A 23,351-nucleotide genomic window follows, 5' to 3' on the forward strand; every position below is an offset into this window, starting at 1 on the left:
GAAAGCCGTCCGACGTGCGTAGTCTTGCTGCTGACGCCGATAGGAGGCCCGCGGGATGTTCGACAACCTGAACTGGTGGGAGATCGGTGCGCTGCTGCTCCTGGCGCTGCTGATCTTCGGTGACCGGCTGCCCGCCGTGATCACCGACGGCCTGCGGCTGGTGCGCAACCTGCGCAACATGGCCCGCAACGCCACCGGCGACCTGAGTCGTGAGCTGGGCACCGACATCCAGCTCGAGGATCTGCACCCGAAGGCCTTCATCCGAAAGCACCTCCTCAGCGAGGAGGACGAGGCGGCGATCCGTAAGCCGTTGCAGGGCGTCTACGACAACCTGCGTGCCGATGTCGGCGGGGTGCACAACGAGCTGAAGGACGTGGCCAACGCCGCGGACGTGCGGTCGAACGGGACCCGGTCCGGCACGGCCACCAGCGCCCCGACGGCGCCGGCTCCCCGAGCCGGCTACGACGACGCCACCTGACCGGCCCGCCACCTGACCGGCCCGCCACCTGACCGGCCCGCCACCTGACCGGCCCGGCCCCGCCGGCCGCTGGGGCCGGCGGGTGGACGACGGACCGGGCGCTCAGCGCCCGGCGGGCTTGAGGCCGAGCGGCTTTCCGAGCAGCGACTCACGGCGCACCGCGAGCCGGTCGGCGATCGTGCCGAGGGCCTGCGCGGCCGGCGACTCCGGCTCGGCCAGCACGATCGGGTCACCGGCGTCGCCGGCCTCCCGGACGCGGGTGTCCAGCGGGATCTGGCCCAGCAGCGGCACCTGCGCGCCGATGGTCCGGCTCAGCGACTCGGCGACCGCGGCGCCGCCGCCGGCACCGAAGATCTCCATCCGGGAGCCGTCCGGCAGCTCCAGCCAGGACATGTTCTCGATGACGCCGACCACCCGCTGGTGGGTCTGCAGGGCGATCGCGCCGGCCCGCTCCGCCACCTCGGCGGCGGCGGCCTGCGGGGTGGTGACCACCAGGATCTCCGAGTTCGGCAGCAGCTGGGCCAGCGAGATGGCCACGTCGCCGGTGCCCGGGGGCAGGTCGAGCAGGAGCACGTCCAGGTCGCCCCAGTAGACGTCGGCCAGGAACTGCTGCAACGCCCGGTGCAGCATCGGGCCGCGCCACACCACGGCGGCGTTGCCGGAGGTGAACATGCCGATCGAGATCACCTTCACACCGTGCGACTGCGGCGGCATGATCATGTCTTCGACGCGGGTCGGCCGACCGTCCGCGCCCAGCATCCGGGGCACCGAGTGGCCGTAGATGTCCGCGTCGACAACACCCACGGAGAGGCCACGGGCGGCCAGCGCCGCCGCCAGGTTGACCGTCACGCTGGACTTGCCGACGCCACCCTTGCCGCTGGCCACCGCGTACACCCGCGTCCGCGAGCCGGGCTGGGCGAACGGGATGACCGGCTCCTCGCTGGCACCCCCGCCGCGCAGCTGCGACTGCAACGACTGCCGCTGCTCGGGGCTCATCACACCGAAGTCGATCTCCACGCCGGTCACCCCGGGCACCGCGGCCACTGCGGCGGTGATGTCCGTGCGCAGCTTGTCCTTGAGTGGGCAGCCGGCGACGGTGAGCAGCAGCTCGACCCGTACGACGCCGCTGGCGCCGATCGTGGCGGAGCGGACCATGCCCAGCTCGGTGATCGGCCGGCGGATCTCCGGGTCGTTGACGGTGGCCAGGGCGGCCTGGATCGCGTCCTCGACGGTGCTGACGGGTGCTGACATGCCCGCAATGCTACGTCGCGGGGCATCCGCTCCGGCCGCTGGCCGGGAACGGTGTGAGCGAATCGATGACCCGTTCGGGGTCCTCCGGTCAGCCGCCGTGCGGGCGGGACCCGGTGCCGTCCGGTCGGGTGTCGCGGGCGACGTCGCTGTCCAGGTCGTCGCGGGGTTCGTCCAGCCCGACGCCGTCGGTCGGCCGCTGGCCGCGCCTCTCCTGCCGGCTCTCCTTCTCCTGCTGGCGGCGCTCCAACCGTTGCCGACGCTGCCCCGCCTCGTCCAGCTCCTCGGCCAGCCGGGTCAGCTCCGAGCGGAGGAAGTCCCGGGTCGCCACCTCGCCCAGCGCGATGCGCAGCGCGGCGATCTCCCGGGCCAGGTACTCGGTGTCCGCCTTCTGCGCGGTGGCCCGCCGCCGGTCCTCCTCCAACGCCACCCGGTCCCGGTCGGCCTGCCGGTTCTGCGCCAGCAGGATCAGCGGCGCCGCGTAGCTGGCCTGCAACGACAGCACCAGGGTGAGGAACGTGAAGGTGTACGGGTCGAAGCGCAGATCGGCCGGGGCCAGCGTGTTCCAGCCGAACCAGATCGCGATCACCACGGTCATGACGACGATGAAGTTCGCGGTGCCCATGCCTCGGGCGATGCCCTCGGACCACCGGCCGAACGCTTCCGCGTCGAACCGGGGCAGCTTGATACCTCGGGGCTCGCGTGGCTGGTCGAGCCGTTCGCCCCGCCGCTGGTCAGCCATCCGCGTCGTCCGGCGTCGGCTCGGCGGCGTTCAGGGTGCTCAGGGCGTCCCGGTCCCGCCAGTCCCGGGGGAGTGAATGGTCCAGCACGTCGTCCACCGTCACGGCGCCGACCAGCCGGTTGTTCCGGTCGATCACCGGCATGGCGACCAGGTCGTAGGTGGCCATCCGGCGGGTGATCTCCGGTAGCGGGGTGGTGGGGCGCAGCGGGTCGATGTCGTTGACCACCACCTTGCCCAGCAGGTCGGCCGGGGGTTCGCGCAACAACGCCTGGAAGTGCACCATGCCCAGGTACCGGCCGGTCGGGGTGTTCTGCGGTGCCCGGGTCACGAAGACCTGCGCCGCGACGGCGGGGGAGAGCTGTGGCTCCCGGATCCGGGCCAGCGCCTCGGCGACGGTGGCGTCCGGCGGCAGGATGACCGGCTCCGAGGTCATCACGCTGCCCGCCGTGCCGGGCGTGTACTTGAGGAGCTGGCGTACCGGGTCGGCCTCGTCCGGCTCCATCAGGTCCAGCAGCACGTCCTGCTCCGGCGGGGGCAGCTCGTTGAGCAGGTCCGCCGCGTCGTCCGGGTCCATCTCCTCCAGCACGTCCGCGGCCCGTTCCCGGTCCAGCGCGGCGAGGATCTCCACCTGGTCGTGCTCCGGCAGCTCGCTCAGCACGTCGGCCAGCCGCTCGTCGTCCAGTGCGGCCGCGACCTCGTTGCGCCGCGCGTCGGGCAGGTCCTGCAATGCGTTGGCCAGGTCGGCCGGGCGCATGTCCTCCAGTACGGCGAGCAGATTCGCCGTACCCCGGTTGTCGGCGATGCCGCTGAGCCCGCGCACCCGGTCCCACTCCACCTGGTGCAGGTGGCCGCGGCGGGTGAGCCGGTTGGTCTGCTCCCGGACCGCGACCCGGGTCAGGGACCACTCGCCGCCCCGGGAGCATTCCATGGCGACGTCCACCACCGCTCCCGGTTGGCCGTTCGGGTCGAGCTGCACCCGTCGATCCAGCAGCTCCTGCAACACCAGCAGCTCGTTCGGGCGCTTCTCGAAGCGCCGCAGGTTGAGGGTGCCGGAGCCGAGCACGACGGCGTCCGCGTCGATGGAGGTGATCCGGTTGATGGACAGGAAGATCCGCCGGCGCATCGGCATCTCGGCGACCAGGCCCACGACCTCCGGGGGACGCTTGGTCGCCCGCAGCCGCGCCACCGCGTCACGAACCCGGCCCACCTGGTCACCGTTCGGATCGAAGACGGCGACTCCGGCGAGGCGGGCGATGTAGACCCGGGTCGGCGTACTCACGGGCACCAGCCTAAGCGCCTAGTGTTTATCAACATGTCGACCTTGGCCTACGAGATCGTGGACGTCTTCACCGACCGCCCTTTCGCCGGCAACCCGCTGGCTGTGGTGTTCGGCGCGGAGGCGCTGGCCACCGAGCAGATGCAGGCGCTCGCGCTGGAGTTCAACCTCTCCGAGACGGTGTTCGTGCTGCCCCCGACCCAGGTGGGCGCCACCTACCGGGCTCGGATCTTCACCCCGGTGGAGGAGTTGCCGTTCGCCGGGCATCCCAGCGTCGGCGCCGCGGTCACCGCGAGCCGGCGCGGGATGTTCGGTGTGGGGCAGATCATGCAGGAGTGCGGCGCCGGCGTGCTGCCGATCGAGGTGACCTCGTCCGGGGCCACCCTCACCGGTGGAAGCCCCACGCTTGGCCCCGAGCTGGACCCGGAGCCGTTGCTGCAGATCGCCGGGCTGAGTCCGGACGACCACATCGGGCCGGCCCCGCGGGTGGCCGGCTGCGGGCTGGAGTTCCCGTACCTGCCGGTGCGGCCGGAGTCGGTGGCCCGGGCACGGGTGAACCCGGCGGCGGCGGAGCGGTACGGGGTGGCGCACGTCAGCGTCTTCTCCTGGGACCCGACCGCGCAAACCGCGCACGCCCGGGTCTTCGTACCCGGCCTCGGCGTACCGGAGGACCCGGCGACCGGCTCGGCGGCGCTCGGTCTCGGTGTCTGGCTGGTGGCCAGCGGCCTGCTGCCCGGGGAAGGACTGTCCCGATACGCCGTGCGCCAGGGTGTCGAGATCAACCGTCCGTCCGCGCTGTCCTGCACGGTCACCGCGGAGAACGGACTGGTGGTCGGTGCGACGGTCGCCGGGCAGGTGATGCCGGTGGCCCGGGGCGAGATCGCCGTGCCACCCTTCGTGGGCTGACCGGCGGAGGCGCTCATGCGGGACAATGCGGGTGTGACGGACGAGGATGCCTCCCGGGGCACGCCACTGGTCGACGAGGCGATGAAGAAGGCCGCGGTGGCCTGGGTGAGCGTGGCCGGTGGGCCGGCGCTCGCCCTCTGGTGCGCACCGCTGGAGGGCGCGCTGTTCGTGGTCAGCGGGCCGGGCGAGCAGGCCGCGCCCGGGCTGGCCGACGCGGCGGAGGCGCAGGTCAGCCTGCGCGGTGACCACGGTGGCCGGATCGTCACCTGGCCGGCCCGGGTGACCCGGCTGCAGCCGGGCACCGAGGCCTGGGACACCACCGCGCCGCTGGTGGCGGGTAAGCGGCTGAACGCGCCCGGCCCGACCGCCGACCTGGTGGCCCGGTGGGCCGCCGACGGCTGCGCGGTGAACCGGCTCGCCCCGGGCGGTGAGCCGCTGTCCGGCGCCGACCTGCCGGCCGACGCGCAGGCCGAACCACCCCGGGACACCCCGGCGGTCCGCGCCACCCGCAAACCGTTCCGCCTGCACCGGGTCCGCCGCCGGTGACCCGCTGCCGCTGACCCGCCGCCGCTGACCCGCCGCCGGTGACCCGCCGCCGCTGACCCGCTGCCGCTGACCCGCCGCCGCGGTCCGGTCAGCCGACCCCCACGCCGATGGTCTCGGCGTCGACGAGGTCGAGCACGTCGCGCAGCGTGCCGAGCGTCGGGCCGTGCCACTCCCGGTCGGCGTTGAAGACCATGTGCTCGGCCAGATCGGGCGCGGCGAGCCGGACGGCGGTCATTCCGGCCCGCTCCGCGCCGGTCAACTCCTGGCTGCCGCCGTCACCGACGTACAGGCAGTCGCGGGGCGCGAGCCCGAGCCGCCGGCAGGCGGTCAGGTAGAGCGTGGGATCCGGCTTGCACCGTCCGACCTGCACCGAGAACACCCGCACGTCGAGCAGCGGGGCGACCGCTAGCTGTGGCAGGAAGGCCGGCAGTTCGTGCGTACAGTCGCTGATCACGCCGGTGTGCAGGCCGCGCTGGCGCAGCGCCGCCAGCACGGGCACCGCGTCGGCCCGCAGCCGGGTGTCCGCGCGGACCGCGCGGTGCCGGGAGGCCACGGCCGCACGTACCGCACGGTCGCTGGGGTGTACGCCGGCCTGGGCGCAGACCCACCGCAACGTCGCCTCCGCGTTGCCGAGCCGGCCGGTGGCCCGCTCGTAGAAGGTGCGGTCCAGGACCTCGGTCAACGTGTCGGTGTGGCATCCGAGCAGCTCGGCGGTGCCGAGGTGCGCGGCGCCGCGCTGGACCGGACGGGTCAGGGTGCCGAAGAAATCGAACAGCACCGCCTGGTAGCTGGGCATGGGGGAGCGCCTCCGGGCGGTCGAGGGTCGCCGGCGCGGACCCGCGTGATCGTAACGGAGTGCTGACGTTCTGTGTTGCTCGGAGGCGTGTGAGGATTGCTTCCCGTGCCCCCTTCCTCACACCGCCCGCCCCTGGATCCGCTGACCACCGGCGCGGTCGGCCTGGCCGTCGTCGCCGTGTCGTCGTCCGCGCCGTTGATCGCCTACGCCGCCGCCCCCGCTCTGGCCATCGCGTTCTGGCGCAACCTGCTCGCGGTGGCCGTGCTGAGTCCGTTCTCGCTGGCCCGGCGCCGCGCCGAGTTCCGTGCGCTGGCCGGACGGGCGGGCCGGCGGGAGGGGTTGTACTGCGTGCTCTCCGGGGTCGCCCTGGCCGCGCACTTCGCCACCTGGATGCCGAGCGCGCAGCTCACCTCGGTCGCCACGGCCACCGCCCTGGTCGCCACCCAGCCGGTCTGGCAGGGACTGATCGCGCGTGCCCAGGGCCGCGGGCTGCCCACGGTGGTCTGGATCGGCATCGCGGTGGCGGTCGGCGGCGCGGTCATCGCGACCGGCGCGGACGTGGGCATCTCCGGGCGGGCCGTCCTCGGTGACCTGCTGGCGCTGACCGGTGGCCTGTTCGCCGCCATCTACACCGCCTTCGGTGAGCGGGCCCGGGCCAGCATCAGCACCACCACGTACACCACCATCTGCTACGGGATCTGCGCGCTGATCCTGCTGGTGGTGTGCCTGCTCGGCGGCGTCCGGCTGACCGGCTTCGACGGGCGTACCTGGCTGGCCATCCTGGCCCTGGTGGCCGGCGCACAACTGCTCGGCCACTCGATGTTCAACTACGCCCTGCAGAAGATCCCGGCGACCACGGTCAGTGTGCTGATCCTGCTGGAGGTGCCCGGCGCGGCCCTGCTCGGCTGGGTGTGGCTGGGGCAGCTGCCCCGCCCGTACGCGCTGCTGGGAATGGGGCTGCTGCTGGTCGGGGTGGCGGTGGTGGTGCTCGGCGGCGCCCGCGTCGGCCGCCGTGCCACACCGCCGCCCACTCCGCTCCCCGCCGACGCCGCTCCGTTGAAAGACTGACCTCCCACCTTGACCGGCGAATTCGGGACGACCTGAGGAACGTGGGTGGTGGTTCCCTCCGGGCCGGTCCCGGCGACGACACGGATCTGCGGCTGGTGCTCCAAGCGGCGTTGGCCGGCGCGGTCGACGGTTCGGCCGGCGCGCCCACGCCGCCCCCTAGACCTCGTGCACCTCGATGACGCGGGTGGTCGGCGCGACCGGGCCGAGGCCGGCGCGCAGCGCGACCCGCTCCGGATCGGCCATGAACGACTCGTACCCGGCCCGGGCGTCGAAGCGGATCACGTGCACCTCGGTCCGCTCGTCGGTGCCGCGCAGCCGTCGTTCCAGCCCGCCGCCGTGCCGGCCGAGCAGGGCCAGCACGGCGTCCTCGTACCGCTGTCCGGCGGCCTCGGCCCCGGCGGTGAACTCGACGAGCGCGACGAGTGTCAGCACGGCGGCCTCCTAGTCGGCGATGCCGACGGCCTTGGCGCTGGCCGCCCAGAGCCGGGCGGCGAGCTGCGGATCGCTGGCCTTGCGCAACGGCCGACGCAGTCGCCGGTTGTGGTAGTAGCCGCCGTCGACGAGTCGGGACCGGTCCTGGTTGGCCAGCCAGACCAGGGTCTCGGCGCCCTTCTCCGGGCTGCGGAACGGAAGGAGCCGCATGCCGAGGGCGACCAGCCGGCTGTCGTTGGCGAACCGGGTGCGCACCACTCCCGGGTGGTAGCTGTGTGCCGGGATGCCCGGCCAGCGCCGGGCCGCCTCGGCGGTGAACAGGATGTTCGCCTGCTTGCTGGTGCCGTACGCGACCATCGGCCGGTAGCGACGCAGGGGCCTGTTCAGGTCGTTCGGGTCCAGCACGCCGCTTCGGTGCGCGCCGGAGGCGGTGACCACGATCCGGCCGATCCGGTCGGCGAGCAGGTTGGTCAGCAGGAACGGGGCCAGGTGGTTGGCCTGGATCGACAACTCGAAACCGTCGACGGTGGTGAGCGGCTGGAGCGCGATGGCGCCGGCGTTGTTGGCCAGCACGTCGATCCGGTCGTACGCCTCGCGCAGCCGCTCGGCGAGCCGGCGCACGTCGTCGAGCACCGCGAAGTCGGCCCGGAACAGCTCCGGACGCTCACCCGACGTCTCCCGTACCCGTTCCGCGGCGGCCTGCAACCGGGCCGGGTCCCGCCCGACCAGCACCACCTGGTCGCCACGGCACGCCAGGTCCACGGCGGCGGCCAGCCCGATGCCGGAACTCGCCCCGGTCACCACCACCAGTCGACGCCCAGTGAGATCTTCCACAGGTCCATTCACCCCGGTCATGGCGCGAGGTTACCGTGGCGTCACCACGCCCTTTGGGATCGTTAAGTTTCTCGGATCTGTCGTCAGGTGGCGTCGGCGTGCCCGCCGGACGCTGGAAGGAGCGCATCCATGGCCGCAGTCGGTCGTCCCCGCCGGTCCTGCCTCGCGGTACCGGGTTCCAGCGTCAAGATGCTCGGCAAGGCCCAGGGACTCCCGGCCGACCAGGTCTTCCTCGACCTGGAGGACGCCGTGGCCCCGCTGGCCAAGCCGGATGCGCGCAAGAACATCGTGGCCGCGCTCAACGAGGGCGACTGGGCCGGCAAGACGCGCGTGGTCCGGGTCAACGACCTGACCACGCCGTGGACGTACCGGGACGTCATTGAGGTGGTCGAGGGCGCCGGCGCGAACCTGGACTGCATCATGCTGCCGAAGGTGCAAAGCGCCGCCCAGGTGCAGTGGCTGGACCTGACGCTCACCCAGATCGAGAAGACGCTCGGCCTGGAGGTCGGCCGGATCGGCATCGAGGCGCAGATCGAGAACGCGGCCGGCCTGGTCAACGTGGACGCCATCGCCGCCGCCAGCCCCCGGGTGGAGACCATCATCTTCGGCCCGGCCGACTTCATGGCCTCGATCAACATGAGGTCGCTGGTGGTCGGCGCGTTGATCCCGGACTACCCGGGCGACCCGTACCACTACATCCTGATGCGGATCCTGATGGCTGCGCGGATGCACGACAAGCAGGCCATCGACGGCCCGTTCCTGCAGATCCGCGACGTGGACGGGTTCCGCGAGGTCGCCAAGCGTTCGGCGGCGCTGGGCTTCGACGGCAAGTGGGTGCTGCACCCGGGTCAGATCGACGCCGCCAACGAGGTTTACCAGCCGGCGCAGGCCGACTACGACCACGCCGAGTTGATCCTCGACGCGTACGAGCACTACACCTCGGAGGCCGGCGGCAGGCTGGGCGCGGTGATGCTCGGCGACGAGATGATCGACGAGGCGTCCCGCAAGATGGCGCTGGTGATCGCCGCCAAGGGCCGGGCCGCCGGGATGAGCCGTACCTCGTCGTTCACCCCGCCGTCGGAGTGACCGGCCGGGCCGCCCCGTGTTGCTGACCGGGGCGGCCCGCCGGACTCAGTAGGTGCCGCTGTCGTAGCTGGACGGATCCTGGTTGGCCAACCAGACGAAGAAGATCACGATAGCGATGGTGGCCAGCACCGCCAGGGCGGTGGCGATCCAGCCCACGATGATGCCGGCGGTGGCGAAGCCCTCGCCGCCCTCGCCGCGCTCCCTGATCTGCTTACGGGACACGTGGCCGAGGATCGCGCCGACCGCGCCGATGTAGCCGCCGAGGCCGTAGCCGCAGAGGCCGAGGGCGCCGATGATCGCGACGACCATCGCGGCGATGGCCAGGCCGTTCTGCTTCGGCGCCGGCGGGTACCCGTAACCCGGGTAGCCGACCGGCGGGTAGCCGTACGGGCCGGCCTGGGCCGGCGGCATGGTGCCGGCGTACGGGTCGGTCGCCGGGTACGGGTTCGTCGGCTGGGCGGGAACCGGTTGGCCACCCACCACGAGGGTGGGATCGCCGAACTGCTGACCCGACGAGGCCGGGTCCTGCCAGCCGCCGGGGGGCGGGGGATTGGTCATGCGATTCTCCGTCAGGTCGGGTGCGCCGTCAGGGTAGCCAGCGGCGACCAAACCCGATGCCCCCGCTCCCGGGTGCCGCGTTGCCCGGGCCCGTCCGACCGGGCAGGATCCTGGCATGGCAATGGATGCGCGCGCCGCCGATCGTTCCGGTAGTCGACCGAGACGGGACGTCAGCCGCCCGGGCGCCGGCCGGCGCGGCCGTGCGGCCACACCGTCCGGAGTCCCCGGCGCGGACGAGCCGGTCGCGCTCGCCGACCCGGTGACCATGCGGCTCGACGGGCGGGTCGCCCTGGTGACCGGTGCCGGCAGCCCGGACGGCATCGGGTACGCCACCGCCCGCCGGCTGAGCGACCTGGGCGCCCGGGTGGCCATCGTCTCGACCACGCGGCGCATCCACGAGCGCGCCGGCGAGCTGGGCGTGACCGGTTTCGTGGCGGACCTGACCGACGAGTCCGAGGTCGGCGCGCTGGCGGACGCGGTCGCCGAGCAGTTGGGTGACGTCGAGGTGCTCGTCAACAACGCCGGCCTCGCCAGCCGGGCCAGCCCGGAGGTGCTGCGACCGGTCGCGCAGCTGACCTACGACGAGTGGCGTGGCGAGATCGACCGCAACCTGACCACCGCTTTCCTGTGCAGCCGCGCGTTCATCGGTGGGATGGCCGAGCGGGGCTGGGGGCGGATCGTCAACCTCGCGGCCACCGCCGGCCCGGTCAACGCCCTGCCCACCGAGGCCGCGTACGCGGCGGCGAAGGCCGGGGTGGTCGGGCTGACCAGGGCACTGGCCATGGAGATGATCGCCGACGGGGTGACCGTGAACGCGGTGGCGCCCGGCACCATCTACACGGCCGCGTCCACAATGGCGGAGATCAAGCAGGGACTGGGCACCCCGGTCGGCCGACCCGGCACCCCGGACGAGGTCGCCGCCGCCATCAGCTTCCTCTGCTCGCCGGCCGCCTCGTACATCACCGGGCAGATGCTGGTGGTGGACGGCGGTAACAGCGTCCGCGAGGCCCGGTTCCGCTGACCGGTCAGGTCCACGGTGGAGGGCTTCCGCCGTCGTTCAGTAGCCGCCGCTGTCGCCGGTGTTGCCGATGAGGATCAGGGCCAGCCAGCCACAGCAGGCCAGCAGGGTGAGCCCGGTGAAGACGTAGCCGAGGATCAGGCCCCAGGTGGCGAGCTGGTCGCCCTCCTCGCCGCTGGTGCGGATCTGCCGCTTGGCCACATGGCCGAGCACCGCGCCGGCCGGGGGGAACACGAAGGCGAACACCAGCGACAGGATCGCCAGCACGTTGGTGCCCCGACCCGGTCCCGACGAGGGAGGGCCGTACTGCCCGTAGGGGCCCTGCGGCGGGTACGGCGGCTGTTGCCCCCAGTGCGCCGGCTGGTGCGGCCTCTGCTGCTCGTACGGCGACGGGTCGTCCGCCGGCGGCCCGTACGGCGAGCGCTCGGGCGGCCCGAAGGCCGACTGGTCCGGCGGCGGCGCGTACGGCGACTGGCCGGGCGGCGGCGGCGCGTACGGCGACTGGTCCCGCGGTGGCTCGTAGGGTGACGGCGGCTGCTCGTCTCCGGGTGGTCCCGACGGCGGCGGGTAGCTCACGGCTGTCCTCCTCCTGCCGGTGCCGGAAAAGTCCCTCTTGCCGGACGCTACCCGCAGCGGTGAACCTTTTCACAGCGGTTGTGTGGACTGGTCACCTTGGCCTCGCCGGCTCCGGAGACCGATACTGACCCAGCGTTCAGTTACCCATGAGTAGTGCGCTGATCCCCGGAGGCTGAGATGGCTCGACTCGCCCAGACGCCCGGCCTGACCGATGTACAGCGGTCGATCCTGGAGACCGTCCGGGAGTTCGCCGACAAGGAGATCATCCCGCACGCTCAGCGGCTGGAGCACGCCGACGAATACCCCACCGACATCCTCGACGGGATGCGTGAGATGGGGCTGTTCGGCCTCACCATCGACGAGGAGTACGGCGGCCTCGGCGAGTCGCTGCTCACCTACGCGCTGGTGGTGGAGCAGCTGTCCCGAGGCTGGATGTCGATCTCCGGCATCGTCAACACCCACTTCATCGTGGCGTACCTGATCTCCCAGCACGGCTCGGCCGAGCAGAAGGCGCGTCTGCTGCCGAAGATGGCCACCGGCGAGGTACGCGGCGCGTTCTCCATGTCCGAGCCGGAGACCGGCTCCGACGTCTCGGCCATCAAGTCCCGGGCCGTCCGCGACGGCGACCGGTACGTGCTCAACGGGCAGAAGATGTGGCTGACCAACGGGGCGTACTCCTCCGTGGTGGCCACCCTGGTCAAGACCGACACCGGCGCCGAGTCGGTGTACGGCAACATGAGCACGTTCCTGCTGGAGAAGGAGCCGGGCTTCGGCGAGACCGCACCCGGACTGACCATCCCCGGCAAGATCGACAAGATGGGTTACAAGGGCGTCGAGACCACCGAGATGGTGCTCGACGGGGTGACCGTGCCCGACTCAGCGATCCTCGGCGGAGCCGACAAGGTGGGCCGGGGCTTCTACCAGATGATGGACGGCATCGAGGTCGGCCGGGTCAACGTGGCCGCCCGAGCCTGCGGCATCTCCATCCGGGCCTTCGAATTGGCGGTCAGCTACGCCCAGCAGCGCAAGACCTTCGGCCAGCCCCTCGCCAAGCACCAGGCCATCGCCTTCAAGCTCGCCGAGATGGGCACGAAGATCGAGGCCGCCCACGCCCTCATGGTCAACGCCGCCCGACTAAAGGATGCCGGCCAGCGCAACGACGTCGAGGCCGGCATGGCCAAGCTGCTCGCCTCGGAATACTGCGCCGAGGTCGTGCAGGAGGCGTTCCGCATCCACGGCGGCTACGGCTACTCCAAGGAGTACGAGATCGAGCGGCTGATGCGGGAGGCTCCCTTCCTGCTCATCGGCGAGGGCACCTCCGAGATCCAGAAGACCATCATCTCCCGCGGCCTCCTCAAGGAGTACAAGCTCTAACCCCAGGCCCGCGGCACGCCCTCGCCCCGTCGATCATGAAGTTGTGGTGGGGGACGAACGCGGTGAAGCGCCCCGAATCCGGCACCACGACTCCATGATCGACGGGGGCTACGGCTGGCGCGGGGTCAGGCTGGGCGGGTCAGGTTGGCGGCGGCGCGTTCGATGATGAGGCAGCGGTCCTCGACGTAGTCCATGCCGGCCTCCTCGGCGATCCGGCGCGCCTCGGCCGAGACGATGCCCAGCTGCAACCAGGCGGCCGGGGCGCCGATCGCCGCCGCGTCCCGGACCACCTGCACGGCGTCGGCCGCCGGCCGGAACACGTCGACCAGGTCGACCGGGTGGGGGATGTCGGCCAGCGTCGGGTAGGCCCGCTCACCGAAGAGCTCGTCGACGGTGGGGTTGACCGGGATGATCCGCCAGCCGTACTGCTGCATCTGCAACGGCACGCCGTGCGCGGCCTTGCTGGGGTCGCGGGACGCGCCCACGACGGCGATCACGGCGGAGTCGGCGAGGATCTGCTGAGCGGTACGCACCCGCCGACTGTAGCGCCGCCCCCGGCCTACAGCAGGGTCAGCTGCTCGGCGGCCGGTGGTGGCGGTGGCTCGGGCAGGCTGCGGTTGTCGCCCTGCTCACCACGGTGCAGCCCGTGCCGGCGGGCCGCGATCCGCACCCGCGCGGTCAGCTCCCGCTGGTACGGCTGCGGCGCGTAGGAGCCGGCCCGGTAGAGCTCGCGGTAGCGGGGCACGAGGTGCGGGTGCTCCCGGGCCAGCCAGCCGGCGTACCACTCCCGGGCGCCGGGACGTAGGTGCAGGGCCAGCGGCGTCACGCTGCTCGCCCCGGCGGCGGCGATCGCCGACACCGTCGCGTCGATGGACTCGTCGCTGTCGCTGAGACCGGGCAGGATCGGGGCCATCAGCACTCCGACGGGAAAGCCTGCGTCGGCGAGCGCCCGGACCGCGTCCAGCCGGCGGCGTGGGTGCGGCGTGCCCGGCTCGACGGTGCGCCACAGCTGCTCGTCGACGAAGCCCACCGAGAAGGAGATGCCGACCCTGGTCACCTCGGCGGCCTCGCGCAGCAGCGGCAGGTCCCGCAGGATCAGCGTGCCCTTGGTCAGGATCGAGAACGGGTTGGCGAAGTCCCGTAGGGCCGCGATGATCTGCGGCATCAGCCGGTAACGGCCCTCGGCGCGCTGGTAGCAGTCCACGTTGGTGCCCATCGCCACGTGCGCGCCCCGCCATCTCGGCGCGGCCAGCTCCCGCCGGACCAGCTCGCCGGCGTTGACCTTGACGATCACCTTCCGGTCGAAGTCCGCCCCGGCGTCGAGGTCGAGATAAGTATGAGTGTTTCTCGCGAAGCAATAGCGGCATGCATGAGAGCAGCCCCGGTAAGGGTTGATCGTCCACTCGAACGGGACGCGGGACTGCCCGGGCACGCGGTTGATGATGGACTTGGCCTGCACCTCGTAGAAGGTCATCCCGGCGAACTCGGGGGTGTCGAAGGTGCGGGCAACGGCGCCGGGCAGCGCCAGCGGCAGGGGTGGCGTCGCTGGCGCTGCCCGCTCGGGGTCTCCCTCAACCGGGGGAGCGGTGAGGTTGTCCCAGCGCATGGACACTATTCGAACACGTGTACGAGCGAAGCGCAAGTGACCCGCCGGACACCCGTGACTGATCGTCGGTCCGGCGGGGGAGGATGGACAGCATGAAGACGTCGACCTTCGTCTACGACGGGGACTGCGCGTTCTGCACGACCTGTGCGGAGTTCATCGAACGCCGGATTCCCACCGCCGCGCAGGTGGTGCCCTGGCAGTTCGCCAATCTCGACGCGCTCGGCCTCACGGCCGCCGAGTGCGAGGAGGCCGTGCAGTGGGTCGGCGCGGACGGCTCCCGCGCCGCCGGGCCGGACGCCATCGCGAAGCTGCTCGCCGCGAGCGGCCCGTTCTGGCGGGTCGCCGGGGCCGGCCTGCGGTTTCCGCCGGCCCGCGCGGCGGCCTGGCCCGTGTACCGCTGGGTGGCGCGCAACCGGCATCGTCTGCCGGGCGGCACGGCGGCCTGTTCCCTCCCGCAGGAGGCCCGGGAGCGGCTCTACGGCCCGGCCGGTCGCCCAACCACCGGAGCCTGATCGTCGAGCGTCGCCCGGCCCGCGTCAGCCTCTGTCGGAGTGTCGGCGTGCGCCGGGGCGTCCGTCGTTGACCTGGGAGGTTCGCGGCCGGCGAGGCGGCGGGCCCAGAGCAGCGGGCGGACCCGCTCCAACGGCAGGAAGCTGGTCATGGCGGCCAGGTGCGGCGCGAACGAGATGGTGATGGTCGCGATGGTGACAGCGTGGAACGAGTAGAAGAAGCCGACCATGGCCAGTCGCCAGCGGGGTGGCAGGAAGAAGACCACCGGGCTGAGCAGCTCGAACGCCACGATGCCGAACTGGGCGACGATCAGCAGGTACGGCACCTGGGCGATGAGGTCCGCCAGGTCGGTGCCGCGCCGGATGATCGCCCGGGCCAGGACCGAGCCGGTCAGCCAGTCCAGCCCGCCGAAGCGCAGCTTGGCGAAGGCGGCGAGGAAGTACGTGCAGATCACCGCGATCTGGGTGACTCGTAGGGCCCAGCCGCCGGCCTCGGTGCGGGTGGTGTCGCCGTGCCGGGCGCGGCCGGCGGTCGGTAGGACGGCCAGCGCGACGAGCAGCCCGAACCGGTCGTGGTCGACCTTTCCGTAGCTCATCGCGATGATCATCCACTCCAGGTACAGCGCGCAGACCGTCCAGCCGAGCAGTCGGGGTGCCCGTCCGGTCGCGGCGAGGAGCGCGAGCACCAGCAACGACCAGAAGATCACCGCCACCAGCGCCGCTGTCGGCGTCGGCAGGTGGAGCAGGCGGCCGATCAGCAGCGGTTGGTAGAGATCGCCGGGCACGCTGACCCGGGTGCGTACCCAGGGGGTGAAGATCACCAGGTCGGCGGCGACGAAGAGGTAGATCACGGTTCGGAAGGCGGCGATGCGGCCGCGCGGCACCGCCTCGGTCAGCCAGCGGGTCATCGGGGTGCCTGCCAGCGGACGACGGTCTCATCGGTGTGCTGCCCGGTCGGCCGGCCGGCGCGGATGCCGTGCCACCGGATCACGATGCGGACCTCGACCAGCGCGGGGGCGTCCGGGTGGCGTTCGGCGTACGCGTCGGCGACCTCGGTGAGCAGCGTCGGGTCGGCGGCGTACCGGGCCTGCTGGCCCTCGATCTCGGCGCGGCGGATGCCGGTCGCGTTCTGGTCGAGGTCGATCACGTTCCCGGCGCTGTTCACTCCCTCGACGCGGGTGTCGGGAGCGGGTGCGTTCGCCGGGTTCGAGGTGGAGTACATCCGGAACGGGCCGAACGGGAAGTCGTCGTCGCTGCCCCAGAAGGTGCCAGCGACCAGCAGGGCGAGGCCGAGGGCGGTCGCGCCGAGCCGGGTGACGCGCCCGCGGGTGGTCAGGGTTTCCATCGGGTCGTGACGATACGGGATGTACCGGCCGCGTCGGGTCCCACCGACGGGCAGTTCGACCTGCCCAGGAAGGTGATCATGCGGGTGCTTCCGGGGGGTACGACGAAGGCCGGGCCCGTACCGGGCCCGGCCTTCGCGTGTCGTCGTGTGGACGACTCAGTGGTTGTGCTCGGCCAGCTGCTTACGAACGTCGTCCATGTCCAGCGCCTCGACCTGCTCGATCAGGTTCTCCAGCGCGGACTCCGGGAGCGCGCCGGGCTGGGCGAAGACGATGACGCCGTCACGGATCGCCATGATCGTGGGGATCGACCGGATGTCGAACTTGGCGCCCAGTTCCTGCTGCGCCTCGGTGTCGACCTTGCCGAAGACGATGTTCTGGTGCTTCTCCGAGGAGCGCTCGTAGACCGGGGCGAACCGCTTGCACGGACCACACCAGTCGGCCCAGAAGTCGACCAGGACGATGCCGTCGTTGCCGGTCACCTCGTCGAAGTTCGTCGAGGTCAGCTCAACGGTTGCCATTGCACTCTCCGATCACCGCGGTTTGTCTACGTCGCTTAGAACCAGGGCTGACCGTATCGAATTCCCGGGGGGTCGGGCACGAAACGTGCTGCGGGCTGCTCGCGGGCACCCAGGGTCATCGACTCGCGTCTGTGCGTCCCGACCTGCGGAACGCAAGTGCATGACGCACTTGCGTGACCTGCCGTGATGGGAGCGTTTCCAGGGAGATCGACTCGATCGAGCGCTACGAATCGGTAACTTGCCCCTTGACAAGGACGTATCCGGCCTGCAGTGATCGCTGATCAACCCCGTTCTGATTACTTAGAGTAGTGTTACAAAAAGATAAATGTGACGCCGGTCTCTGTTGAACCTACGCTTCCGTAGGGCAGAATTCTCCGCATCAGAGCGTGGGCGGCGGGTGCCGGGGAGGGCCCCGCCGCTCATTGCGTCTCCCCCCGAGCGAGTGACCGGTGTGACTTTTCCGCCGAGGTCGCGCCCCGGCGGTCGCCTTAACCACCGGTAAGGCATGCTGTGCCGAACTCCATCGCCGCCCGTCGAAGGGGACCAGGATGCAGTTCGGCCGTTACTACGAGGAGTTCGAGGTCGGCGCGGTCTACCGGCACTGGCCGGGCAAGACCGTCACCGAGTACGACGACCACCTCTTCTGCCTGCTCACCATGAACCACCACCCGCTGCACATGGACGCGCACTACGCCGAGACGGCCAGCCAGTTCAAGCGCAACGTCGTCGTGGGCAACTACATCTACTCGCTGCTGCTCGGTATGTCGGTGCCGGATGTCAGCGGCAAGGCGATCGCCAACCTGGAGGTCGAGTCGCTCCGGCATGTGGCCCCCACCTTCCACGGCGACACCATCTACGGCGAGACGACGGTGCTGGACAAGCGGGAGTCCGGATCCAAGCCCGACCGGGGCGTGGTGTCGGTGGAGACCCGGGGTTACAACCAGGACGGCACCATGGTCTGCGTCTTCCGCCGCAAGGTCATGGTCCCCAAGCGGGAGTACGCGGCCAGCGCCGCCGGAGAGGGAGTCGACCCGGAGCGGCCCAGCTTCCCCGAGCCGCGCTGAACACCGCGGCGGGTCGACCGCCGACGGCGCCGGGCTCCTTCCCCACCGCAGCTTCTGATGGGGAAGGGGCCCTATTCCCGTTTCGGGGCATATGCTGGCGCCGGAGGTTCCGATGAGCCACTCCGTCGCCGGAGAGCCGCCCTCTGCCGGTCGCCGAGCCGCACCCTTGACCACCGCCGTCTACTCCGCCGCCGAGTGGGACCTGCTCACCAGCCTGCCCGGTCGGGTTCTCGTGGCCGCCGCCGCTCCGGGCCCCGGCCGACCGGCCCGGGGGGTCATGGCGGGCCTGGCCGGCCTGGACGCGGTGGCCGCCGGCCGGGCGTTCGACAGCGATCTGGTCCGCGCGGTGGTCGCCGCGATCTACGCCCGCCACGACGGCACCCAGCCCGCCACCGAACGCCTCACCGACCTGGTGGACCTCCTGGCCGCCTGTCGGGCTGCGGTCCGGATCCTGCGCCGGCGCGCCGACCCCGCCGACTCGGCCGCGTACCGCCAGTGGGTGCAGTCGGTCGCGGCCCGGGTCTGCCGGGCGGTGCCCACCCCCGGCGGGCCGTCACCGAGCCTGCCGGCCAGCCCGGCCGACCGGCGCTTCCTGGACCGGCTCGGCGCCGCGCTGGGGCTGGGCTGAACCGGCGGGCAGGCCGTCGGCGGCGAGCGCCGGACGGGTCCGTACTCTCTGATGACCGTGACCGACGAGCAGCTTGAGGTGGGCGTGGGCCCCTGGCCGGGGGATCTGCCGGATGACCCGCGCTACGACCCGCAGTTGCTGGCCGAGGGGGACCGGCGCAACGTGGCCGACCGCTATCGCTACTGGCGGCACGAGGCCATCGTCGCCGATCTGGACCGGCACCGGCACGGGTTCCACGTCGCCATCGAGAACTGGCAGCACGACTTCAACATCGGCACGGTGGTCCGCAACGCCAACGCCTTCCTCGCCGCCGAGGTGCACATCGTCGGACGGCGACGGTGGAACCGGCGCGGCGCGATGGTGACCGATCGTTACCAGCACGTCCGGCACCACGAGACGATCGAGGAGTTCGTCGGCTGGGCCGCCGGGGAGGGCCTGCCGGTGTTCGGCATCGACAACCTGCCGGGCTCGCGCCCACTGGAGACCGGAACCCTGCCGCGGGAGTGCGTGCTGCTGTTCGGCCAGGAGGGGCCCGGTCTCTCCGAACCGGCCCGCGCGGCCTGCGACCAGCTCTACTCCATCGCCCAGTACGGCTCCACGAGGTCGATCAACGCGGGCGTGGCCAGCGGCATCGCCATGCACGCCTGGATCCGCACCCACGCCGGGCCGCCGCCGGGCTGAGCACGCCCCGGGCGCCGAATCGGACGTTCCGGCTTGACGCGCCGCCGGTCCGGGGCGACGGTAAGGATGTGAGTGTCGCGGTGAGTTGTCCGAGATGCGGGGGCCCGGTACGGGCGCCGGATCTGATGCACACCGAGTCGAGGTGCCTGCACTGTGGCCCGGTGCCACCGCTGCACGTGCCCGAGCACATCGGAGCGGAGATCGTGGCGAGCGTGGTGGACCGGATCACCGCGACCGGGGATCCACCCGGCACACCGCTGTGGTGCCCGTGGCCGCTGCCGCCCGGCTGGACCCTCACCGGCGTCGCGTACGCCGGGGACGACCGGACCGGAGTGCGGGCGACAGCGGTGGCCTGCGCGGGCCCGGCGCCGCTCGGAGGCGGCCCGGCCGACCTGGTCTTCGTGGCCGAGGAGCCGGGCGTCGGCCTGGGCACCCGGCTGGCGGGGCTGGCCGGCCCGGACCCGGGACCGGAGCTGGCCGACGCGTTGACCGACCCTGGGCCGGGCCACCCCGAGCACGTCGGGCAGGCCAGGATCCGGGTCGGCGGGCACCCTACTCCACTGTGGTTGGTGAATTCACCGACGGATCGAAGCGCGTACGCCGGCGAGGCTCGGGGAATGTGGCTGCATGCGATAGCCTGGCCGGCGAGTGCGGGACACCTGCTCGCGGAAGATGTCGTGCTACACGACCTGACCGAGTGGACTCCGCCCGAGCTCGTGTACGGCGCACCGTCCCCGTACCTACCCGGGAGGGCTTGACACCTCTCCCGGATTGACGGAGAACGGTCGCAGATATTCACTGTACGACACCACACTGATACTCTGGGTGCCGCTGCGGTAATGGGACCCGGCGCCGCGCGAGAGGATGGCCCGCCATGGTCAAGAAGGTCCTCACCTGGGCCGGAATCGCATTCTTGATCTTCTTCGTCGCCTACCGGCCAAACTCCGCGGCGGATGTGTTCAAGTCGCTCGGCGGCGGGATCGTCGACATCGCCCAGGGGTTCGGCGACTTCTTCACCAGCCTCGTCGCCTAACCGTTCAATGGGCAGCCCCTCCGGTCCACCCTTCGACCCGGACGACCCCGACCGGGAGCGCCGCGAGCGCGACACCGAGCCGATCCCACGGATCGGGCCCGATGACGGCCCGGGCTATGGCGCCGGCCCCGGCCTGTCCGACGGTCCGTCCCTATCGGACGACGTCGGCTACGGCGACGGGCCGGGCTACGCCGGTGAGGGTCGTTCCGGTCGGGCCTGGATCCGTGATCCGGAGGCCGGCTACCAGCCGCCGCAGATCTCCGAGGACGAGCTGGCCGGGTTGCGCGCCGACGCGACCGGCGCGCCCCCCCGGCGCGTGCTGCCACTGGAGGACGAGCCCAGCTCGCTGGTCGCCCGCTACCTCTTCCCCACGGAGCGCTACCGGGGTGAGTGGAAGCGGCACTGGATCCACCTCACCACCCCGCTGCTGGTCGGCATCGCGGCGACCTTCGTGCTCGGCTATCTCTCCGGCTTCCTCGCCGGTCAGAACGTCGGCGCGCTGACCACCGTCGCCGTGCTGCTCTGGTTCGCGGTCATGGGCTGGGTGGCGTGGAAGGTCGCCGACTGGTGGTACGACCGGTTCATCCTGACCAACAAGCGGGTCATGGTCGTCAACGGCATCATCACCCGCCGGGTGGCCATGATGCCGCTGGTGCGGGTCACCGACATGAAATACGAGCAGACGCCCAGCGGCCGGGCGCTCAACTACGGCACCTTCGTGCTGGAGTCCGCCGGCCAGGAGCAGGCGCTGCGCGAGATCAAGAACCTGCCCAATCCGAACGAGCTCTACCTGCGAGTGGTCGAAGAGATGTACGAGCCGCAGGCGGTCGAGGCCCGGCTGGGCAAGGAAGCCGACGAGGCCAAGGCCGACGACGGGGCGTGAAAGTTTTCGTCCGAACATCGGACCAAGTGCGCACCTTTCGTCATGGACCAGACGGCCTCTGACGTGGCACTCTGCCAGGACGGCTGGGGTGCGGAGGTGTGCGGTGGCGAGCAGGGACCCATTGGAGGAGGAGTTCCGCGAATTCGTCGCGGCCCGCTCCGCCGCCCTGCTGCGTACCGCGTATCTGCTCGCCGGCGACTGGGCCACGGCCGAGGACCTGCTCCAGACGGCGCTGACCAAGACCTATCTGGCGTGGAAGCGGCTCGGGGGGATCGAGGCGGTCGAGCCGTACGCGCGGCGCGTGATGGTCAACACGTCGACGAGCTGGTGGCGGCGACGCTGGCACGGTGAGCGCCCCACCGAGGTGCTGCCCGAGCGTGCCGGTGTCGACGAGATCGAACAGCAGCTGGACCGCGACCTGCTGTGGCGGCACCTCAGGGAGCTGCCCAACCGGCAGCGGGCGGTCCTGGTGCTGCGCTACTACGAGGACATGTCGGAGGCGCAGACCGCCGCGATGCTGAACATCTCCCCGGGCACCGTGAAGAGCCAGACCTCCCGGGCACTGTCCACGCTGCGCCAGCGGATGGGCGCGGCGGCACCGGAGCTGGCCGTCGGGGCCACCGGCGGCCGGACCGCGGCTGCCGGTGGAGCCCGGAGCGGCGGCGCGGGCACCGCGCGTGCCGGCGGCGCGGCCACCCCGGCCGGGCAGGGCAGGGCCAACGGCCGTGCGGCGCCCGGCCAACCCCGGACGACGACCGGCCCGACACTGCCGCGCCCGGCCGCGCCCCGCCCGGCCGAGCTGCCGGCCGAGCTGCCGGTCGAGCTGCCCGTCGAGCCGGCGGCGGTGCCCGTCGGCACGGGCACCGGAGAGCAGCGGTGAAAGCATTCCCGAGCCGGTCAGGCAACCTGACGGGCCGCCCGGCGCGTCCCTACCACGTGCGACCTGACGACCTGGATGATGCGGTGCGGGAGACCCTCTCGCACCAGGTCGCCGTCGCACGCCCACTGAGCGCCGACCCGGCCGGCCAGGCCATCCGCCGGGCGAACCGGATCCGGCGCCGTCGCACCGCCGGTGGCCTCGCCCTCGCGGCTGTCGCCACCGTGCTGGTCAGCACCGGCATGGCCCAGCTCGGTGACGGCTCCGGCGGGCAGGGCACACCCATCGTCGTGATCGGTGACCCGAACCCGTCGGCCCGACCGATTCCCTCGGCCACCGCTGCGCCGGCGCCTCCGCCCGGGACGTCCGTCGACCTGCTCGTCAACGGGACGCTGGTCAGCGCGCAGGGTGCGCGGCTGGAGCTGCCCGGCGTCGGGCCGGCCGAGGCCGCCCACCTGCTGCCCGGCGGCGCCGGTTGGTTGGTGGTCGGAGCGCCGACCGCCGCCGGCCGTTCCCTCTGGGTGGCGCAGCGCGACGGGCTGGTGCAGGTGCTGCTGGCCGGGGCGGGCGCGATCGTCGTGGCACCCGACGGCCGCCAGGTCGCCTGGCGCGACGGCACCGGCCTACTGGTGGCGGGGGTGGTCGGCACCCAGCTCATCGGGCCGGTGCGTACGGCCCTGCCCGCCGACGCGGAACCGGTCCGGTTCGTCGGCGACAGCGTGCTGGTCCGGCTCGACCCGGACCGCGCGGGCCACGCCCTCTGGCGGCCGGGCGCCGAACTGACCGTGGGAGCCGACCGGAGCACCCTGAGCGTCTACGGCCCGCTGCCCGACGGACGGCTGGTCGGCCAGGTCGCCGCCGGCGACACCGACGGGACCTGCCTGGCCGTCCTGGACCCGAAGCGTGACCTGAAGCGGCTCAGCACCGGTTGCGGCCCGCAGCTGAGCCAGGACGGAGTCGGCGGTATCTCCACGGACGGCCGGTGGCTGCTGGTGAACGGGCGGGTCGGCAAGGCGGACCGGGCACTGCTGGTCGACCTGCGCCAGCTCGGACCGGACCTGACCGTCGTGCCGGCCGGGCCGCCCGCGACCGGCGCGATCGCCTGGAAGACCGACTCGGACGCCACCTACGTCGACGGCGCCGGCCAGTTGGTCCGGGTCGAGGTCGGACGGGTACGGGCCGGAAAGCAGGCCCAGGCGGTCCCGGTGCCCGGCGTGCAGCAGGGGAACCGGCCGGTCGTGGTGACGGGCTCCTGACCGCCTGCACCC

The 23,351-nt window shown here is 72.0% G+C and carries 29 protein-coding genes; 16 read left to right on the forward strand and 13 right to left on the reverse strand.

Annotation, left to right across the window (positions count from 1 at the left end):
* Nucleotides 1–55 precede the first annotated feature (55 nt).
* Nucleotides 56–478 (forward strand): preprotein translocase subunit TatB, encoded by a 423-nt coding sequence (locus EAD89_RS05190; RefSeq protein ID WP_121654753.1) that lies wholly within the window; start codon nucleotides 56–58, stop codon nucleotides 476–478.
* A 102-nt stretch (nucleotides 479–580) separates the two neighbouring features.
* Here EAD89_RS05190 and EAD89_RS05195 read toward each other — a convergent pair whose 3' ends face one another.
* The 3 genes from EAD89_RS05195 to EAD89_RS05205 form a co-directional block, all read right to left on the reverse strand.
* A complete protein-coding gene (locus EAD89_RS05195; protein ID WP_121654754.1) occupies nucleotides 581–1,729 on the reverse strand; it encodes an Mrp/NBP35 family ATP-binding protein in 1,149 nt (382 codons plus the stop codon).
* 88 nt (nucleotides 1,730–1,817) lie between these two features.
* Nucleotides 1,818–2,468 (reverse strand): DUF1003 domain-containing protein, encoded by a 651-nt coding sequence (locus tag EAD89_RS05200; RefSeq protein WP_121654755.1) that lies wholly within the window; start codon nucleotides 2,466–2,468, stop codon nucleotides 1,818–1,820.
* On the reverse strand, nucleotides 2,461–3,747 hold the full coding sequence (locus EAD89_RS05205) for a CBS domain-containing protein (protein ID WP_121654756.1): 1,287 nt from the start codon (nucleotides 3,745–3,747) through the stop codon (nucleotides 2,461–2,463). Before EAD89_RS05205 ends, EAD89_RS05200 begins: the two co-directional genes overlap by 8 nt.
* A gap of 33 nt (nucleotides 3,748–3,780) precedes the next feature.
* Here EAD89_RS05205 and EAD89_RS05210 point away from each other — a divergent pair, with 33 nt between their 5' ends.
* A complete protein-coding gene (locus EAD89_RS05210) occupies nucleotides 3,781–4,650 on the forward strand; it encodes a PhzF family phenazine biosynthesis protein (protein WP_121674927.1) in 870 nt (289 codons plus the stop codon).
* Between the two features lie 15 nt (nucleotides 4,651–4,665).
* Entirely contained in the window at nucleotides 4,666–5,196 is a 531-nt protein-coding gene (locus tag EAD89_RS05215; RefSeq protein WP_121674928.1) for a hypothetical protein, read from the forward strand.
* Between the two features lie 88 nt (nucleotides 5,197–5,284).
* Here the strand turns inward: EAD89_RS05215 and EAD89_RS05220 are convergent, their stop codons facing one another.
* On the reverse strand, nucleotides 5,285–5,992 hold the full coding sequence (locus EAD89_RS05220; RefSeq protein ID WP_121674929.1) for an HAD family hydrolase: 708 nt from the start codon (nucleotides 5,990–5,992) through the stop codon (nucleotides 5,285–5,287).
* A gap of 105 nt (nucleotides 5,993–6,097) precedes the next feature.
* On the opposite strand from EAD89_RS05220, the gene EAD89_RS05225 reads away from it, so the two are divergent.
* Nucleotides 6,098–7,060 carry a DMT family transporter gene (locus EAD89_RS05225; protein ID WP_121654760.1) on the forward strand — a complete coding sequence of 321 codons (963 nt, stop codon included), beginning with the start codon at nucleotides 6,098–6,100 and terminating at the stop codon, nucleotides 7,058–7,060.
* Nucleotides 7,061–7,216: 156 nt separating this feature from the next.
* Here EAD89_RS05225 and EAD89_RS05230 read toward each other — a convergent pair whose 3' ends face one another.
* Nucleotides 7,217–7,492, reverse strand: coding sequence for a hypothetical protein (locus EAD89_RS05230; protein ID WP_121674930.1), 276 nt, complete (start codon nucleotides 7,490–7,492; stop codon nucleotides 7,217–7,219).
* A 9-nt stretch (nucleotides 7,493–7,501) separates the two neighbouring features.
* Nucleotides 7,502–8,326: an SDR family NAD(P)-dependent oxidoreductase gene (locus EAD89_RS05235; RefSeq protein ID WP_121654762.1), complete on the reverse strand. Its 825-nt coding sequence runs from the start codon at nucleotides 8,324–8,326 to the stop codon at nucleotides 7,502–7,504.
* Between the two features lie 129 nt (nucleotides 8,327–8,455).
* On the opposite strand from EAD89_RS05235, the gene EAD89_RS05240 reads away from it, so the two are divergent.
* Complete coding sequence (locus tag EAD89_RS05240; RefSeq protein ID WP_121674931.1) at nucleotides 8,456–9,412, forward strand: CoA ester lyase; 957 nt, start codon at nucleotides 8,456–8,458, stop codon at nucleotides 9,410–9,412.
* Nucleotides 9,413–9,457: 45 nt separating this feature from the next.
* Here the strand turns inward: EAD89_RS05240 and EAD89_RS05245 are convergent, their stop codons facing one another.
* Nucleotides 9,458–9,970 carry a DUF4190 domain-containing protein gene (locus EAD89_RS05245; protein WP_121674932.1) on the reverse strand — a complete coding sequence of 171 codons (513 nt, stop codon included), beginning with the start codon at nucleotides 9,968–9,970 and terminating at the stop codon, nucleotides 9,458–9,460.
* Nucleotides 9,971–10,085: 115 nt separating this feature from the next.
* Here EAD89_RS05245 and EAD89_RS05250 point away from each other — a divergent pair, with 115 nt between their 5' ends.
* On the forward strand, nucleotides 10,086–10,991 hold the full coding sequence (locus tag EAD89_RS05250) for an SDR family NAD(P)-dependent oxidoreductase (protein ID WP_121654765.1): 906 nt from the start codon (nucleotides 10,086–10,088) through the stop codon (nucleotides 10,989–10,991).
* A gap of 36 nt (nucleotides 10,992–11,027) precedes the next feature.
* Here the strand turns inward: EAD89_RS05250 and EAD89_RS05255 are convergent, their stop codons facing one another.
* Nucleotides 11,028–11,564, reverse strand: a complete 537-nt coding sequence (locus EAD89_RS05255) for a DUF4190 domain-containing protein (RefSeq protein ID WP_121654766.1) — start codon at nucleotides 11,562–11,564, stop codon at nucleotides 11,028–11,030.
* A gap of 177 nt (nucleotides 11,565–11,741) precedes the next feature.
* Between EAD89_RS05255 and EAD89_RS05260 the strand changes: the two genes are divergently transcribed.
* Nucleotides 11,742–12,938 carry an acyl-CoA dehydrogenase family protein gene (locus tag EAD89_RS05260; RefSeq protein WP_089017864.1) on the forward strand — a complete coding sequence of 399 codons (1,197 nt, stop codon included), beginning with the start codon at nucleotides 11,742–11,744 and terminating at the stop codon, nucleotides 12,936–12,938.
* 125 nt (nucleotides 12,939–13,063) lie between these two features.
* Here EAD89_RS05260 and EAD89_RS05265 read toward each other — a convergent pair whose 3' ends face one another.
* A complete protein-coding gene (locus EAD89_RS05265; protein WP_121674933.1) occupies nucleotides 13,064–13,471 on the reverse strand; it encodes a CoA-binding protein in 408 nt (135 codons plus the stop codon).
* A 26-nt stretch (nucleotides 13,472–13,497) separates the two neighbouring features.
* Entirely contained in the window at nucleotides 13,498–14,544 is a 1,047-nt protein-coding gene (locus EAD89_RS05270; protein ID WP_121674934.1) for an Rv2578c family radical SAM protein, read from the reverse strand.
* Between the two features lie 92 nt (nucleotides 14,545–14,636).
* Here EAD89_RS05270 and EAD89_RS05275 point away from each other — a divergent pair, with 92 nt between their 5' ends.
* On the forward strand, nucleotides 14,637–15,056 hold the full coding sequence (locus EAD89_RS05275) for a thiol-disulfide oxidoreductase DCC family protein (protein WP_121674935.1): 420 nt from the start codon (nucleotides 14,637–14,639) through the stop codon (nucleotides 15,054–15,056).
* On the opposite strand, the gene EAD89_RS05280 is transcribed toward EAD89_RS05275, so the two are convergent.
* The 3 genes from EAD89_RS05280 to trxA all read right to left on the reverse strand — a co-directional run bounded on the left by EAD89_RS05280 (nucleotide 15,020) and on the right by trxA (nucleotide 16,917).
* Nucleotides 15,020–15,961, reverse strand: coding sequence for an HTTM domain-containing protein (locus EAD89_RS05280; protein WP_121674936.1), 942 nt, complete (start codon nucleotides 15,959–15,961; stop codon nucleotides 15,020–15,022). The two genes, EAD89_RS05275 and EAD89_RS05280, sit on opposite strands and share 37 nt — an antisense overlap.
* Entirely contained in the window at nucleotides 15,958–16,398 is a 441-nt protein-coding gene (locus EAD89_RS05285) for a hypothetical protein (protein ID WP_121674937.1), read from the reverse strand. The genes EAD89_RS05280 and EAD89_RS05285 overlap by 4 nt, the downstream gene beginning before the upstream one ends.
* Before the next feature lie 156 nt (nucleotides 16,399–16,554).
* A complete protein-coding gene (gene trxA, locus EAD89_RS05290) occupies nucleotides 16,555–16,917 on the reverse strand; it encodes a thioredoxin (RefSeq protein ID WP_007455291.1) in 363 nt (120 codons plus the stop codon).
* A gap of 548 nt (nucleotides 16,918–17,465) precedes the next feature.
* On the opposite strand from trxA, the gene EAD89_RS05295 reads away from it, so the two are divergent.
* From EAD89_RS05295 to EAD89_RS05325, 8 genes are all read left to right on the forward strand, one after another.
* A complete protein-coding gene (locus EAD89_RS05295; protein WP_121674938.1) occupies nucleotides 17,466–17,981 on the forward strand; it encodes a MaoC family dehydratase in 516 nt (171 codons plus the stop codon).
* 112 nt (nucleotides 17,982–18,093) lie between these two features.
* Nucleotides 18,094–18,609, forward strand: a complete 516-nt coding sequence (locus tag EAD89_RS05300; RefSeq protein ID WP_121674949.1) for a hypothetical protein — start codon at nucleotides 18,094–18,096, stop codon at nucleotides 18,607–18,609.
* Between the two features lie 57 nt (nucleotides 18,610–18,666).
* Nucleotides 18,667–19,290, forward strand: coding sequence for an RNA methyltransferase (locus tag EAD89_RS05305; protein WP_121674950.1), 624 nt, complete (start codon nucleotides 18,667–18,669; stop codon nucleotides 19,288–19,290).
* A gap of 80 nt (nucleotides 19,291–19,370) precedes the next feature.
* Complete coding sequence (locus tag EAD89_RS05310; protein ID WP_368666338.1) at nucleotides 19,371–20,048, forward strand: DUF6758 family protein; 678 nt, start codon at nucleotides 19,371–19,373, stop codon at nucleotides 20,046–20,048.
* 116 nt (nucleotides 20,049–20,164) lie between these two features.
* The gene (locus EAD89_RS30675) at nucleotides 20,165–20,323 is read left to right on the forward strand and encodes a hypothetical protein (RefSeq protein WP_165942702.1); all 159 of its coding nucleotides are present in this window, start codon (nucleotides 20,165–20,167) and stop codon (nucleotides 20,321–20,323) included.
* 7 nt (nucleotides 20,324–20,330) lie between these two features.
* The gene (locus tag EAD89_RS05315; protein ID WP_121654774.1) at nucleotides 20,331–21,206 is read left to right on the forward strand and encodes a PH domain-containing protein; all 876 of its coding nucleotides are present in this window, start codon (nucleotides 20,331–20,333) and stop codon (nucleotides 21,204–21,206) included.
* A 103-nt stretch (nucleotides 21,207–21,309) separates the two neighbouring features.
* Nucleotides 21,310–22,086, forward strand: a complete 777-nt coding sequence (locus EAD89_RS05320) for a SigE family RNA polymerase sigma factor (protein ID WP_233578211.1) — start codon at nucleotides 21,310–21,312, stop codon at nucleotides 22,084–22,086.
* Nucleotides 22,087–22,169: 83 nt separating this feature from the next.
* Nucleotides 22,170–23,339 carry a hypothetical protein gene (locus EAD89_RS05325; protein WP_121674939.1) on the forward strand — a complete coding sequence of 390 codons (1,170 nt, stop codon included), beginning with the start codon at nucleotides 22,170–22,172 and terminating at the stop codon, nucleotides 23,337–23,339.
* Nucleotides 23,340–23,351: the final 12 nt, after the last annotated feature.

The sequence above is a fragment of the Micromonospora sp. BL4 genome (assembly GCF_003667505.1).
Lineage (GTDB): Bacteria > Actinomycetota > Actinomycetes > Mycobacteriales > Micromonosporaceae > Micromonospora.

What these genes read in the sequence shown, in the direction of transcription:
- EAD89_RS05190 (WP_121654753.1), top strand. Translation starts at nt 56, where the DNA reads ATGTTCGACAACCTGAACTGGTGGGAGATCGGTGCGCTGCTGCTCCTG.
- EAD89_RS05195 (WP_121654754.1), bottom strand. Translation starts at nt 1,729, where the DNA reads ATGTCAGCACCCGTCAGCACCGTCGAGGACGCGATCCAGGCCGCCCTG.
- EAD89_RS05200 (WP_121654755.1), bottom strand. Translation starts at nt 2,468, where the DNA reads ATGGCTGACCAGCGGCGGGGCGAACGGCTCGACCAGCCACGCGAGCCC.
- EAD89_RS05210 (WP_121674927.1), top strand. Translation starts at nt 3,781, where the DNA reads ATGTCGACCTTGGCCTACGAGATCGTGGACGTCTTCACCGACCGCCCT.
- EAD89_RS05215 (WP_121674928.1), top strand. Translation starts at nt 4,666, where the DNA reads ATGCGGGACAATGCGGGTGTGACGGACGAGGATGCCTCCCGGGGCACG.
- EAD89_RS05220 (WP_121674929.1), bottom strand. Translation starts at nt 5,992, where the DNA reads ATGCCCAGCTACCAGGCGGTGCTGTTCGATTTCTTCGGCACCCTGACC.
- EAD89_RS05240 (WP_121674931.1), top strand. Translation starts at nt 8,456, where the DNA reads ATGGCCGCAGTCGGTCGTCCCCGCCGGTCCTGCCTCGCGGTACCGGGT.
- EAD89_RS05245 (WP_121674932.1), bottom strand. Translation starts at nt 9,970, where the DNA reads ATGACCAATCCCCCGCCCCCCGGCGGCTGGCAGGACCCGGCCTCGTCG.
- EAD89_RS05250 (WP_121654765.1), top strand. Translation starts at nt 10,086, where the DNA reads ATGGCAATGGATGCGCGCGCCGCCGATCGTTCCGGTAGTCGACCGAGA.
- EAD89_RS05260 (WP_089017864.1), top strand. Translation starts at nt 11,742, where the DNA reads ATGGCTCGACTCGCCCAGACGCCCGGCCTGACCGATGTACAGCGGTCG.
- EAD89_RS05270 (WP_121674934.1), bottom strand. Translation starts at nt 14,544, where the DNA reads ATGCGCTGGGACAACCTCACCGCTCCCCCGGTTGAGGGAGACCCCGAG.
- EAD89_RS05275 (WP_121674935.1), top strand. Translation starts at nt 14,637, where the DNA reads ATGAAGACGTCGACCTTCGTCTACGACGGGGACTGCGCGTTCTGCACG.
- EAD89_RS05280 (WP_121674936.1), bottom strand. Translation starts at nt 15,961, where the DNA reads ATGACCCGCTGGCTGACCGAGGCGGTGCCGCGCGGCCGCATCGCCGCC.
- EAD89_RS05285 (WP_121674937.1), bottom strand. Translation starts at nt 16,398, where the DNA reads ATGGAAACCCTGACCACCCGCGGGCGCGTCACCCGGCTCGGCGCGACC.
- trxA (WP_007455291.1), bottom strand. Translation starts at nt 16,917, where the DNA reads ATGGCAACCGTTGAGCTGACCTCGACGAACTTCGACGAGGTGACCGGC.
- EAD89_RS05295 (WP_121674938.1), top strand. Translation starts at nt 17,466, where the DNA reads ATGCAGTTCGGCCGTTACTACGAGGAGTTCGAGGTCGGCGCGGTCTAC.
- EAD89_RS05300 (WP_121674949.1), top strand. Translation starts at nt 18,094, where the DNA reads ATGAGCCACTCCGTCGCCGGAGAGCCGCCCTCTGCCGGTCGCCGAGCC.
- EAD89_RS30675 (WP_165942702.1), top strand. Translation starts at nt 20,165, where the DNA reads ATGGTCAAGAAGGTCCTCACCTGGGCCGGAATCGCATTCTTGATCTTC.
- EAD89_RS05315 (WP_121654774.1), top strand. Translation starts at nt 20,331, where the DNA reads ATGGGCAGCCCCTCCGGTCCACCCTTCGACCCGGACGACCCCGACCGG.